Annotated in this window: 11 protein-coding genes; 9 read left to right on the top strand and 2 right to left on the bottom strand. The window is 74.0% G+C overall.

Annotation, left to right across the window (positions count from 1 at the left end; translation table 11 throughout):
- Both E1264_RS31160 and E1264_RS31155 read left to right on the top strand, forming a co-directional pair.
- The coding region (locus E1264_RS31160) for a PaaI family thioesterase (protein WP_132179101.1) at window positions 1–253 on the top strand (253 nt) is incomplete at its 5' end.
- Window position 254: 1 nt separating this feature from the next.
- Entirely contained in the window at window positions 255–938 is a 684-nt protein-coding gene (locus E1264_RS31155; protein ID WP_132179099.1) for a dienelactone hydrolase family protein, read from the top strand.
- Here the strand turns inward: E1264_RS31155 and E1264_RS31150 are convergent.
- The gene (locus E1264_RS31150; protein WP_132179097.1) at window positions 904–3,630 is read right to left on the bottom strand and encodes a LuxR family transcriptional regulator; all 2,727 of its coding nucleotides are present in this window, start codon (window positions 3,628–3,630) and stop codon (window positions 904–906) included. The two genes, E1264_RS31155 and E1264_RS31150, sit on opposite strands and share 35 nt — an antisense overlap.
- Window positions 3,631–3,738: 108 nt before the next feature.
- Here E1264_RS31150 and E1264_RS31145 point away from each other — a divergent pair, with 108 nt between their 5' ends.
- From E1264_RS31145 to E1264_RS31130, 4 genes are all read left to right on the top strand, one after another.
- On the top strand, window positions 3,739–4,812 hold the full coding sequence (locus E1264_RS31145; RefSeq protein ID WP_132179095.1) for an alkene reductase: 1,074 nt from the start codon (window positions 3,739–3,741) through the stop codon (window positions 4,810–4,812).
- Window positions 4,813–4,895: 83 nt separating this feature from the next.
- Window positions 4,896–5,537, top strand: a complete 642-nt coding sequence (locus E1264_RS31140) for a nucleotidyltransferase (protein WP_243711272.1) — start codon at window positions 4,896–4,898, stop codon at window positions 5,535–5,537.
- 33 nt (window positions 5,538–5,570) lie between these two features.
- Entirely contained in the window at window positions 5,571–5,816 is a 246-nt protein-coding gene (locus E1264_RS31135; RefSeq protein ID WP_132179093.1) for a BON domain-containing protein, read from the top strand.
- Window positions 5,813–6,580 (top strand): metallophosphoesterase, encoded by a 768-nt coding sequence (locus E1264_RS31130; RefSeq protein WP_132179091.1) that lies wholly within the window; start codon window positions 5,813–5,815, stop codon window positions 6,578–6,580. Before E1264_RS31135 ends, E1264_RS31130 begins: the two co-directional genes overlap by 4 nt.
- A gap of 17 nt (window positions 6,581–6,597) precedes the next feature.
- Here the strand turns inward: E1264_RS31130 and E1264_RS31125 are convergent, their stop codons facing one another.
- Window positions 6,598–7,617 carry a DNA topoisomerase IB gene (locus E1264_RS31125; protein ID WP_132179089.1) on the bottom strand — a complete coding sequence of 340 codons (1,020 nt, stop codon included), beginning with the start codon at window positions 7,615–7,617 and terminating at the stop codon, window positions 6,598–6,600.
- Between the two features lie 166 nt (window positions 7,618–7,783).
- On the opposite strand from E1264_RS31125, the gene E1264_RS31120 reads away from it, so the two are divergent.
- From E1264_RS31120 to E1264_RS31110, 3 genes are all read left to right on the top strand, one after another.
- A complete protein-coding gene (locus E1264_RS31120; protein WP_132179087.1) occupies window positions 7,784–8,557 on the top strand; it encodes an SDR family oxidoreductase in 774 nt (257 codons plus the stop codon).
- Window positions 8,558–8,586: 29 nt separating this feature from the next.
- Window positions 8,587–9,378, top strand: coding sequence for a crotonase/enoyl-CoA hydratase family protein (locus tag E1264_RS31115; RefSeq protein WP_243711271.1), 792 nt, complete (start codon window positions 8,587–8,589; stop codon window positions 9,376–9,378).
- Between the two features lie 279 nt (window positions 9,379–9,657).
- Window positions 9,658–12,504 (top strand): LuxR family transcriptional regulator, encoded by a 2,847-nt coding sequence (locus E1264_RS31110; protein WP_207936482.1) that lies wholly within the window; start codon window positions 9,658–9,660, stop codon window positions 12,502–12,504.
- The last annotated feature ends 256 nt before the right edge of the window (window positions 12,505–12,760 follow it).

Below are 12,760 nucleotides of genomic sequence, written 5' to 3'. Positions count from 1 at the left end.
GTCGGGGCAGGCGCTGATGGCGGCGGCGGACACGGCCGTGGTGATCGCGGTGTCGGCGGCGAAGGGCGCGTTCGTGCCGATGACGACGGTGCAGCTCAGCACGTCCTTCCAGCGGCCCGTGGTGGGGCAGGACGTGCTCGTCCACGCGCGGCTCACCAAGCTCGGGCGGACGCTGGCGTTCGCGGAGATCGACATGACCGCCGACGCCAAGGTGGTCGCGCACGCGACGGCCGTATACGCGATCATCGGGTGACATGACGCGAATCGAGAGGGTTGAGGTTCCGGACGGCGCGTTCGACCTGCATGTGTGGGGTCGGGAAGGGCCCGGGATCCTGCTGGTCCAGGAGATCTTCGGGGTCGGCGAGTATCTGCAGGCGGTCGCGGAAGACCTGGTGGCGCTCGGGTACGTCGTGGCCGCGCCCGACATGTTCTGGCGCATCGAGCCGGGCTGGACGGTCGTCCACAACGAGGAGGCGCTCCCCAAGGGGATGTCGATGGCGTCCCAGTTCGACTGGGAGAAGGGCGTGGACGACGCGGAGGCGGCGCTGGCGGTTCTGAAGGGGCTGCCCGGCGTGGGCAAGGTCGGCGTCCTGGGGTTCTGCTTCGGCGGGACGCTCGCGTACCTGCTGGCCGCCAGGGCAGACGTCGATTCCCTGGTGTCGTTCTACGGGTCGGGCGTGCCCGGTGCGCTGGACCAGATCGACGGCATCGGCGCGCCTGCGCAGTTCCACGTCGGCGGCGACGACCCGTATATCCCTCGGGAGGACGTCGCCAAGGTGGAACGTGCCGTTGAGGGACGGGACGGCATGGAAATCCACGTCCAGGAGGACGGCGGGCACGCGTTCCACAACCGGAAGGCGCCGATGTTCTACCAGCCGGAGCCTGCGGAGCGGGCGTGGCGGCTCACCGAGGAATTCCTTGCCCGGACGCTGTCGTGACGTCTGCGAGGCGGGAGAGTTCCTTACGGGACGAGATGCCGAGCTTGGGATACGCCTTGTAGAGGTGGTATTCGACCGTCCGCGGGCTGAGGAAGAGCTGTGCGGCTATCTCGCGGCTACTCGTCCCGGAGGCTGCGAGCCTGACCACCTGTAGCTCTTGCGGGGTGAGGCGGTCGAGAACGTCGGGCGCGGTGGGCGCGGACGTTCCCGATTCGCCGGTGGCGCGGAGCTCGGCGCGCGCGCGTTCCAGCCATGGTGTGGCGCGTAGGCGCTCGAAGATTTCCATGGCCGAGCGGAGAGGGACGCGGGCGTCGGAGCGGCGGCGGGCCCGCCGGAGCCACTCGCCGTAGAGGAGTTCTGTGCGGGCCCGCTCGAACGGCCGCGTCGACTGCTCGTGTAGTCGGACGGCCCGTTCGTACGGTTCCTCGCTGTCGTCCAGTAGGGCTTCGCAGTGCAGTGCTACTGCGAGGGCCCATGGCTGCCCTCCTGCCTCGGCCCAAGCGCGGAACCGTGCGTAGGCGGGGCGGGCCAGGTCGGGCTGACCGGAGCGCACGGCCGCCTCGACCTGGTCGGCCGCGGACAGCAGGCTGCCCGTGCTGTACCGGCGGGGTCCGTGGGCGATCTCCTCCAGGCGGCGGAGGGCGTCGTCGTAGCGGCCGAGCCCGAGGTCGAGGAGGGCGAGGGCGCTGTCGGCCAGGCCGCCGTGCGGAGCCGGGGCGGCGGCGATCAGCGAGCGGAGCCGGGGCTCGTCGCCCTCGATCGCCGCGATCCGGGCCAGGACGGCGCCGAGGCGTCCCTCGCGGTGGGGGCGGCCGGTGTCGCGGGCCAGCGCGATCGCCTCGGCGACGGTGGCCTCCGCGTCCGCGTGCAGCCCGGCCGCGATCTGCGCCTGGGCCAGCGTCTGCAGGACGTTCGGCAGCGCGCCGATCAGCCCGTGGCGGCGGCAGTGCGCGACCTCGGCGGCGGCCACCTCCAGCGCGGCCTCGTCCGCGCCGATCACCAGCGCGAGCTGCGCGGCCAGCACGCGGTCGCCGCGGACGTTCTCGCAGCTCTGGCGGGGGGCGGGCAACACGCTGCCGGCGGCCGGGCCGCGCGTTTCGCTGACCAGGTCCGCGAGCAGCGGGACGCCTTTCGCGTGGTCGCCGCCGGCCAGGTAGGCGAGGCCCTGGACCGTCCGGTCGCCGGGTAGCAGTTGCGCAGCGCGCAGGAGGGCGGGCAGCTCGCCGGACGTCCACCCGTAGATCGCCCCGGTCCGGAGCATCGCGGCGCGGTCGTCGGGCGCGGCGTCGGCGGCGTGGTCGACCAGCATGCGCGCGGCGGCGCGCGGGTCGCCGCGCTCGTACTCGACCGTGGCGTGGACGCGGGCGATCCGGGCCCGCTCGGCCGGGTCGAGGGTGAGCTTCTCCGCCTGGACGGCGAGGTCTTCGGCCTCGTCGAGCCGTCCGGCCTGGAGGGTCAGGGACGCGGCGGCGCCGAGCCGGGCGGCGCGGGCGTCGGGGCCGGGTGTCAGGTCGGCCGCCTGCCGGTAGAGCGCCGCCGCCGTGGTGTAGCCCATCCGGCAGCGGGCGCGTTCCGCCGCCTTACCGAGCTCGGCGGCGACGTCCTCGTCCGGCCCCAGGGCGGCGGCCGCGCGGTGCCGGGCGCGGCAGTCCGGGTCGTCGGCGGATTCGGCGAGCGCCTGGTGGACGGTGATGCGCCGCGCGGCGGCGGCCCCGTGGTACGAGGCGGCCCTGATCAGCGGATGGCGGAACGCGATGGTGCGGCCGGTGACCTGCACCAGCCGGGCGCGTTCGGCCGCCTCCAGGTCGGCAAGGCTCACCCCGAGGGAGCGGGCCGCGCGGAGCTGGCTCGGCATGTGCCCGCGCCCCTCCGCCGCCGCGATCAGCAGCATCAGCCGGGTGCCCTCGGGCAGGCGGCCGATCTGGTCGCGGAACGAGCCGAGCACCCGGTCGGCGACCGGCAGCGGGTCGGGCCCCTCCGGGCGGAAGGCCCCGCTCGCGCCCAGCTCCTGGAGGGCGAGCGGGTTGCCCGCCGCCTCCCGGACGATCCGGGCCCTGACGGCGGGCGCCAGGTCGCGGGACGCGACGAGCCGTTCGGCGTCGTGGCGGTGCAGGCGTTCGAGGCGCAGCTCGGGCAGGCCCGTGCCGGTGAACGTGTCGTCCCGCGCGGCGAACAGCATCACGACGCCCTCGGCCGCCAGCCGCCGCGCCGCGAACAGCAGCACCTCGGCGGTCGCCCGGTCGAGCCATTGCGCGTCGTCCACGAGGCACACCAGCGGGTCGCCGTCGTCGGAGAGGTCGGCGAGCAGGGTCAGGACGGCGAGGCCGGTCGTGAACGGGTCGCGGCCCGATGCGTCGGCGGAGCCCCCGTCCAGCGGTTCGAGGGCGGAGCGGAGCGCGGCGGCCTGCGGGGGCGGGAGGCCGTCCAGCCGGTCCCGGACGGGCCACAGCAGCTGGTTCAGGCCCGCGAACGCGATCTCGGACTCGGCCTCGATCCCCGTGACCCGCAGGACGCGCCCGCCCGGCCCAAGCGGCCCGGCCGTTTCCGCGAGCAGTGCCGTCTCGGCGAGCAGCGCCGACTTGCCGATGCCCGCCTCGCCGCGCAGCACGAGCGCGCCGCTGCGGCGGTGGTCGCGCGCCTCCGAGAGCAGCGCGGCGATCCGCGCCTGTTCGTCCTTCCGCCCGTAGAGCACGCCTCCAAACTACGGGGCCAACTACCGAAACCGTACGGATTCGCCCCGTAGCCGGCCGCTCCTACGTTCTTGATCAGCGATAACACGCGCAAGGACTAGGAGAACCTCATGCAAGAGCTGTTCGAGCCGCTGTCGGCAGGGAAGCTGGAACTGCCCAACCGCTTGGTCATGGCGCCGATGACCCGCAGCCGGGCCGTCGAGGACGGCAAGGTGACCGGGTTGACCGCCGAGTACTACCGGCAGCGCGCCACCGCCGGGTTGATCATCACGGAGGCGGTGCAGCCCAGCGTGCGGGGCCAGGGGTACATCTGGACGCCCGGCCTGCACGCCGCCGACCAGGTGAAGGCGTGGCAGCCGGTGACCGATGCGGTGCACGCCGAAGGCGGGCGGATCTTCGCCCAGCTGATGCACGCCGGACGCGTCGGCCATCCCGTCCTGTACGCGGACGGCGGGCTGCCGCTCGGGCCGTCCCCGATCGCGTCGGGCGAGCGGCTCTACACCCCGGACGGGATGCTCGACCACCCCGTGCCCCGCGAGATGACCCTGGACGACATCGCCGAGGCGGTGGCCGACTTCGCCGTCGCGGCGCGCAACGCGATCGGCGCCGGGTTCGACGGCGTGGAGATCCACGGCGCCAACGGGTACCTGATCCAGCAGTTCCTCGGCGACGGCAGCAACACCCGTACCGACGCCTACGGCGGGACGCCCGAGAACCGCATCAGGTTCGGCGTCGAGGTCGCGCGGGCCGTCTCCGACGCGATCGGGCCCGACCGGGTCGGCTTCCGCGTGTCGCCGGGCGGCAACGCCAACGGCGTCACCGAGAGCGACGTCCCCGAGCTGTATTCGGCGCTGGTCGCGGCCCTCGCCCCGCTCGGGCTCGCCTACCTGCACATCATGGAGGCCGGCGACCGCGCCACGACCCGCCGCATCCGCGCCGAATGGCCCGGCACGCTGATCCTCAACCCGCACCCGACCCCCGAGTCGTTCCCGGCCAGGCCGGAGTACGGCGCCGAGGCCCTGCGCGACGGCGTCGCGGACGCGGTCGCGTTCGGCGAGATGTGGCTGGCCAACCCGGACCTGCCCGCCCGCATCCGCGCGGGCGGCCCCTACAACGAGGCGGACCCGGGGAGCTTCTACGGCGGCGACCACCGCGGCTACACCGACTACCCGGCACTCGACTGATCCCGGCCGCGCCGAGGGCATGACCCGCGCGTCCCCGGGTACCGCCACCCGGAACGGCAGTCGACCAGGGGACGCGTGGGGCTGTGCAGACGGAACCCAACGTCAGGGGCCGCGGGTCCGGCGGCGGGGGCCCGGGCCCCGGTTCGGGCGGTCCGGGCGGCGCGGCGGGCGATGCGGCGGACGGCCTGATGCTCAGCCTGAAGCGCGCGGCCGCCGCCCTCCGCGACGCCGGCATCGGGTACGCGCTCGCCGGCGGGTTCGCCGCCTACGCCCGCGGCGCCGCCGTCTCGACGCACGACGTCGACTTCGTCGTCCGGGAACGGGACGTCGCGGCGGCGCTGGACGCGCTCGCCGCGGCGGGCATGACGCATCTGGAGAGCCCGGAGAACTGGCTGGAGAAGGCGTGCGACGGCGAGCACCTCGTCGATCTGATCCATACGCCGTCCGGCCGTCCGGTGGACGGGGACCTGCTCGGCCGGGCCGAGGTGATGCCGGTCGGGGCGGTGCGGATGCCCGTCCTGCCCGCGACCGACCTGGTGGTCATGCGGCTGCTGGCGTTCGCCGAGACCGCCTGCGACTTCAGCGGGTTCCTGCACGTGAGCCGGGCGCTGCGGGAGCAGGTCGACTGGCGGCTGGTCGCCGCCGAGACCGCGGAGTCCCCGTACGCCTACGCCTTCCTGACGCTCCTCGCCCGGCTCGGCGTCATCGAGGAGGACGTCCTGTGACGGCGTATCCCAAGCACGGAAAGGGGACGAGATATGGCCGACCGGCGGGAGTACCTGTCCGCGCACATCCAGGAAAGGGTCGCGGCGGAGGCGCATGAGCTGGGCATCCGCGTGGACGTCCGCGGCGACGTCGTGCATCTGCGCGGCGAGGTGGTGAGCGAGGAGCGGAGCCGGGAGGTCGAGCAGACCGCCCGGGACGCCGCCGAGGGCCGCGAGATCCGCAACGAGCTGCACGTCGTCGCGGTCGGCGAGCCCGACCACGAGGAGCGGCTCTCATGATCCGCGTGGCCGCGGCGGGGGACCTGCACGTCGGGCCCGAGACGGCGGGGACGTACCGGGAGCACCTGTCGGGGCTCGCCGAGCACGCGGACGTGTTCCTCGTCGCCGGTGACCTGACCCGGCACGGGACGGTCGAGGAGGGCCGCGTCGCGGCGGGCGAGCTGAGCGACGTGGGGGTCCCGGTCGTCGCCGTCCTCGGCAACCACGACTACCACTCCGACGCCGAGACCGAGATCACCGGCGTGCTGCGCGACGCGGGCGTGACCGTCCTGGAAGGCGAGGGAACGGTCCTGGACTGCGGCGGGACGCGGCTCGGCATCGCCGGCGGCAAGGGGTTCGGCGGCGGGTTCGAGGGCAGGTGCGCCAGCGATTTCGGCGAGCCGGAGATGAAGGCGTTCGTCGGGCACACCAAGGACTTCGCCGGACGGCTCCGCACCGCCCTCCTGGACCTGGACGCCGACATCGTCGTCAGCCTGACGCACTACGCGCCCGCCGAGGACACCCTCGAAGGGGAACCACCGGAGATATACCCGTTCCTCGGCAGCTACCTGCTGGGGGAGGCGATCGACGAGGCGGGCGCGGACCTCGCGATCCACGGGCACGCGCACAAGGGCACCGAGAAGGGCCTCACGTCCGGCGGGGTGCGGGTGCGGAACGTGGCGCTGCCGGTGATCCAGCACGCCTACGCCCTGTACCGCCTGGACGAGCCGGACGGCGAGGACCGGCGCCGCGCCCGGAGGCGGGAACGCGTCTCCGCGTGGTAGCGTCGCCTCCCGGCTGCTCAGTCCGCGGAGCGGAGCAGGTCCAGGACGGCCTGCTCGACCGGGCCCTGCGTCGCCAGCTCGCCCTCCGACGTCTCCGTGCCGAGCGTGCCGAGGGCGGGCGCGATCGTGCGGCCCTCCTCGTACAGGTCGATGATCCGCGGGTCGATGTAGGAGGCCCGCGCCACGGCCGGGGTGTTGCCGAGGTAGGCGGCGACCTCCTTGACGACGCGGACCACGGCGCGCCTGCGGGCGGTGTCGCCGGTGCCCGCGCGCACCGACACGGCGAGGCCGACGGCGGCGAGGACGGTGGCGTGCCAGGTGCGGAAGTCCTTGGCGGTGAAGTCGCCGCCGGTGACCTCCCGGACGAAGCCGTTGATGTCGGTGGTCGTGACGTCGTGCCAGCCGTCCCGCGTCCGGTAGGCGAGCAGTTCGGGGGAGTCGTCGCGGCGGCGCTTGAGGCCGCTGACGACCTTGCACACGTCCTCCTCCGCTACGCACTGGTACCGCTCCTTCGCCCCCTTCGCCGGATACTCGAAGGCCACCTCGCCGCGCCGGCACGTGACGTGCTGGCGCAGCACGGTGGCCAGCCCGAACGTGCCGTTCTCCGCCGCGTACGCCTCCCCGCCGATGCGGAAGAATCCGAGGTCGATGAGGCGGACGGCGGCGGCGAGGACCCGTTCCCTGGAGTACCCGCGGCCGGAGAGGTGCCCGGCGAGCGTGGCGCGCACCTTGGGGAGCCGTTCGGCGAGTTCCAGGACGTGGTCGTGCTTCTCCTGGTCGCGCTGTTCCCGCCATGCCTCGTGGTAGAGGTACTGGCGCCGTCCGGCCGCGTCGGTGCCGATCGCTTGGATGTGGCCGTCCGCGTCAGGGCAGATCCAGACGTCTTTCCATGCGGGCGGTATGACCAGGGCCTTGATTCGTTCCTTCTCGGACGGGTCGTCCAGAGGACGGCCGTCGAGGCCGAGATACTCGAAACCCTTGCCGCGCCTTCGCCGTCCGTAGCCGGGCTCGCCGGGGTCGCTGCGCTGCAACTCCATCAGCTCGCCTCCATCAGCGGGGGGTCGGGCACCGGCCCTGTCACCGGGGGGAGCGGGCGCCGGTCCGCTCACGGGAGCGGGGTGCCCGGGGCGGTGGAAAGCAAACGCGGCCGTCTGGGTACCATCATCCCGAACCACATTCGGTCCCACACGTGAGGTGCTGCTTATGGACCTGAACGGAGTTTCCGCCGTCGTATCCGGTGGCGCGAGCGGCCTCGGTGAGGCCACCGTCCGCGCGCTGGCCGCCGAGGGCGCCAAGGTGGTCGTCGCCGACCTGAACGAGGACCGGGGCAAGGCGATCGCCGACGAGGTCGGCGGCGTCTTCGTCAAGACGGACGTCTCGAACGAGGAGCAGGTGCAGGCCGCCGTGCAGGCCGCCGTCGACACCGGCGCGCCGCTGCGCGTGATCGTCAACAGCGCGGGCATCGGCTGGGCGTCCCGGACGGTGAACCGCGACGGCAGCCCGCACGACCTCGGCCAGTACGAGACCGTCATCCGGGTCAACCTGATCGGCACCTTCAACCTGATGCGGATCGGCGCCGCCGCCATCGCCAAGACCGAGCCCGCGGACGCCGACGGCGCCCGCGGCGTGGTCATCAACACCGCGTCCGTCGCGGGCATCGAGGGGCAGACCGGGCAGGTCGCCTACTCGGCGTCCAAGGGCGGCATCATCGGGATGACGCTGCCCGCCGCCCGCGACCTCGCCGCGATCGGCGTCCGGGTCAACACGATCTGCCCCGGCATCATCGACACCCCGATCTACGGCGAGGGCGAGGCCGCGGAGCAGTTCAAGGCCAAGCTCTACGCGCCCGTCCCGTTCCCGAAGCGGATGGGCAAGCCGTCGGAGTTCGCGCACCTCGTCAAGGCGCTCATCGAGAACGACTACATGAACGGCGAGACCATCCGCTTCGACGGCGGCATCCGCTTCCAGCCCAAGTGAGGACCTGAATGTCCGACGCTGTATCGCCCGTGGGGGGGCGACCCCCCACGCCCCCCGGCAACGACGCCGTGCTGACCGAAGAGGACGGCGGTGTCCTCGTCATCACCATCAACCGCCCGGAGGCGCGCAACGCGCTCAACGGCGCGGCGGGGCACGGGATCGCGGCCGCCGTGGACGAGCTCGACTCCCGCAAGGACCTGACCGTCGGCATCCTGACCGGCGCGGGCGGCACGTTCTGCTCCGGCATGGACCTCAAGGCGTTCCTCGCCGGCGAGACCCCGGTCGTGGAGGGACGCGGGATGGCCGGCATCACCGAGCGCGCGCCGGCCAAGCCGCTGATCGCCGCGATCGAGGGCTACGCGCTGGCGGGCGGGTGCGAGCTGGCCCTGGCCTGCGACATGATCGTCTCGGCCCGGGACGCGCAGTTCGGGCTGCCCGAGCCGAAGCGCGGACTGGTCGCGGCGGGCGGCGGGCTGCTGCGGCTGCCGCGGCGGATCCCCTTCCACATCGCCATGGAGATCGCCCTGACCGGCGACAAGTACCCGGCGGAGCGGATGGCGGAGCTCGGCTTCGTCAACCGGCTCACCGAGCCGGGCGGCGCGCTCGCCGCGGCGAAGGAACTGGCCCGGCGGATCGCCGAGAACGCGCCGCTGGCGCTCATGGCGACGAAGAAGGTGGTCCTCGAGTCCGGGGACTGGACGTCCGCGGAGATGTGGCAGAAGCAGCAGGACATCACCCTGCCCGTCTTCACGTCCAAGGACGCGCAGGAGGGCCCGGCCGCCTTCGCCGAGAAGCGCAAGCCGAACTGGACGGGCGAGTAGCGCCCACCGCCCGAGCACGCGCGCGCGTGACGCCCGGAACCCGATCGGTTCCGGGCGTCATCGCGTCTGCGCGCTGTCCGGAAGGGGCGCGCGGAACCCGGACCTGGCGTTTCGCGAACCGTGCGATCCCCGGGCCGGAGACCGTGCGCCCCGGCCGTTTGTGGCCACCCCCGCGCGGTGGTTATTGTCGAGGCGGCGTCCGAATCCTCCGGAAGGGAGTGAGTCATGGACGTCGGTGCCGCGCCGTTGGCAGCTCGGAAGGGAGCACCTCCCTCGCTGGTGGGGCGCTCGGCACTGCTCGCCTCGATCGAGGCCCGGCTCGCCGCCAACGGCAGCGTCGTGCTGACGGGACCCAGCGGCATCGGCAAGACGGCGCTGCTCGAAGCCGTCGGCGATGCGGCGGCCGCGCGCGGCGAACTCGTCCTGCGGGTCGCCGGGACGGAGACCGAGCGATGGGTGCCCTGTTCGGGGCTCGCCGAGCTGCTCGACCAGCTCCCCGACACCCTCACCGCCGACCTTCCCCGGGAACGGCTGACAGGGCTTCCCGCACCGCATCCGATGGCGGCGACGGCGGCGGCGAAGGCGGCCGGCGAGCGGGCTCTCGGCCGGTCGTTCGCGGACCGGTCCGGCATGGACCACGTCGCCTGCCGGCTCTCGTTCCGCGGGCTGCTCGCGCGGTGCGCGGAGGACCGTCCGGTCCTGCTGCTCGTGGACGATGCCCAGTGGGTGGACACCGAGTCCGTCCATGCCGTCCGGTATGCGGTCCGGCGCCTCGGATCCCGTGGCGTGCGCGCGGTCGTCGCGGGGCCCTGGCCGGACGGTCTCGCCGCCGGGGACGGAGGCAGCACGCCCTGGGCTCCGGCCCCCGACGCGCTGCACCTGCCCGTCCCGCCGCTCGGCCCGGACGAGCTGGCCGAGATGTTCGACAGCTACGGGCTTCCCGTCCGGGTCGTGAACACGCTGCACTCCGACTCCGGCGGCAACCCGTTCCTCGCGCTGGCGCTCGGCGGCGCGTTCACCGACCGCATCCCTCGGCACTGGCGGCCCGCGCCGCTCCCGCAGCGCGTCCAGGCCGTGATCGCCGAACGGCTCGCGCGGCTCCCGGCACAGGCGCACGAGACGCTGCTGATGGCCGCGCTGGCGATCCGCCCGACCACCGACCTGCTCTGCCGCGCCGGGCGCACCGAGGCCGCGCGGGACATCCGCCGCGCCGCCGTGCTGGGCCTGCTGATCACCGAGGGCGGCGGCATCAGGTTCACGCCGCCCGCGGTCGGCACCGTCCTCGCCGAGGCCGCCGACGCGCAGCACCTGGCGCGGGTGCACCGGGCGCTCGCCGCCGTCGTGCCGGACGCCGCCGGACGCGCCCGCCACCGCGCCCTCGCCGACCCCGGCCCGAACGCCGAGCTCGCGCACTCGCTCGTCACGGCGGCGGAGCAGGCCGTCCGCCAGGGCTCGCACCGGATGGCCGCCGAGCTGTACCGGCTCGCCGCCGACCGGTCACCGGCCGAACCGGCCGCCGAACGGCTGGAGTGGCTGGTCGCGGCGGCCGAGACCGGCGCGAACGGCGGGCTGCCCGACCTGGTGCACCAGGCCGCGGAGGGCGTCCTCACCGCCGACGCGACCCGCGCCCAGCGGGTACGGGTCAGGCTCGCCCTGCTCGACCTGTCGGGCCAGGGGCTCGCCGAGATGGGCGAGGTGTTCGCCGCCGCGCTCGTCGACGCGGACGGCGACCCGGCGCTGCTCGGCCCGCTCCGGCTGCGGATGGCGCTCGGCGCTCTGCTGAACGGCGCGCCCGACCTCGCCGAGCAGGAGGCCGATGGCGCGCTGGCGCACGCGCGGGAGGCGGGCGACACCGCGACGGAGGCCAAGGCCCTGGCCCTGCGCGCGAACATCTCGCTGATCGAGGGGCGGGACGACTACGTCCGCGACCTGGAACTCGCCGGACGCCTGCCCGAGCCGCCGCTGGACGGCCAGATGCACACCACGCCCCGCTACATCGCCGCCTACTGCGCCATCGCCGAAGACCGGCTACCCGAAGCGCGCGCGGAACTCCTGCGGATGCTCGCCCTGGTGGAGCGCGGCTCAGGCGAGGAGGTCGTGCACGTCCTGCGCAACCTGTCCGAGGTCGCGGCCCGGACGGGCCGCTGCCGGGAGGCGCTGGACTTCGCGGACCGCGCCATGCGCATCGCCGAGCAGGCCGCCCTCAGCCCGGGCCCGGCCTGGTATCCGGGCGCGCTGGCGGAGCTGGCGGGCGGCAGCATCCACCGCGCCGTGGCGCTCGCCGAGCGGGGCCTGCGCGCGTCCGAGCAGGAGAACGACGTCATCTTCCAGGCCCGCCTGCTGCACGTGCTGGGCGTCGCGCGCATGCGCATCGGCGACGTCCGGGCGGGCGTCGACACGCTGCTGCGCATCGAGGCGCTCGGCTCGGCCCCGGACGAGCGCGGACGCGGCATGCGCTGCCCGATGGTCCTGCGCTGGCACGGCGACCTCGCCCAGGGGCTGGTGGCGCTCGGGGAGATCGACCGCGCCGAGGAGGTGGTCCGCACGGCCCGCGCCGCGATCGGCGACCGGTGCCGCGGCGCCGCCGTCACCGGCCTCCTCGACCGCGCGGAGGCGTGCGTCCTCGCCGCGCGCGGCGAACCGGACGACGCCGTGACCCTCCTGCGCCAGGCCGCGGCCCTGTTCGAGCGGCTCGGCCAGCCCCTCGAAGTGGGCCACTGCCTGCTGGAACAGGCCCGGATCGAGCGGCGCCGCCGGCGCGCCGGAGCCGCCCGGAAGGCGGCGGCCGACGCGCTGGAGATATTCCTGCGGTGCGGCGCGCGGCCCTGGGCCGAGCAGGCGCGGCACCGCCTCGCCCGCCTGGACATGGGGTTGCAGGACGGCGGCCCCGCCCCCTTCGGCGCGGTGGCCCAGGTGACCCTGACGGAGGGGGAGCAGCGGATCGCGGTGCTCGTCGGCCAGGGCGCCACCAACCAGCAGGTCGCGAACCGGCTGTTCCTCAGCGTGAAGACCGTCGAGGCGTCCCTCACCCGCATCTACCGGAAGCTGGGCATCCGCTCGCGGGCGCAGCTCGGCTCCCTCCTGGGCAGCGCGCCCCCGGAAAAGGGCGTCACCCTGCACCCTTAACGGCCTCTTCGTCCACCCCTGACCGGTGTAGGGATTCCCCTTGCACCGGCACTCGAATGTCCCTATGGACGTGTCACGGCGCGAACTTAGCGGTGACATGCACACAAATGCATGCGATTGTTCCGGGGTTAACCATTTCTCCGGCTCCGGAGCTCCGCGGGCGCGATGCGCACCCGACGGAGCGAGCCCCCCTTCGGCCGTCCCCCATACGGCCGGCAGACAAGGAGCACCGCGTGAGATCCACACCCCCGAGGCG

Origin of the sequence: Actinomadura sp. KC216 (assembly GCF_004348535.1) — a bacterium.
Lineage (GTDB): Bacteria > Actinomycetota > Actinomycetes > Streptosporangiales > Streptosporangiaceae > Spirillospora.
Note: the sequence above shows the minus strand (reverse complement) of the source record. Positions and strands in the feature narration are given on the sequence as shown.

Excerpts from the sequence above, each read along its gene's own strand:
- E1264_RS31155 (WP_132179099.1), top strand. The coding sequence starts at position 255 with ATGACGCGAATCGAGAGGGTTGAGGTTCCGGACGGCGCGTTCGACCTG.
- E1264_RS31145 (WP_132179095.1), top strand. The coding sequence starts at position 3,739 with ATGCAAGAGCTGTTCGAGCCGCTGTCGGCAGGGAAGCTGGAACTGCCC.
- E1264_RS31135 (WP_132179093.1), top strand. The coding sequence starts at position 5,571 with ATGGCCGACCGGCGGGAGTACCTGTCCGCGCACATCCAGGAAAGGGTC.
- E1264_RS31130 (WP_132179091.1), top strand. The coding sequence starts at position 5,813 with ATGATCCGCGTGGCCGCGGCGGGGGACCTGCACGTCGGGCCCGAGACG.
- E1264_RS31125 (WP_132179089.1), bottom strand. The coding sequence starts at position 7,617 with ATGGAGTTGCAGCGCAGCGACCCCGGCGAGCCCGGCTACGGACGGCGA.
- E1264_RS31120 (WP_132179087.1), top strand. The coding sequence starts at position 7,784 with ATGGACCTGAACGGAGTTTCCGCCGTCGTATCCGGTGGCGCGAGCGGC.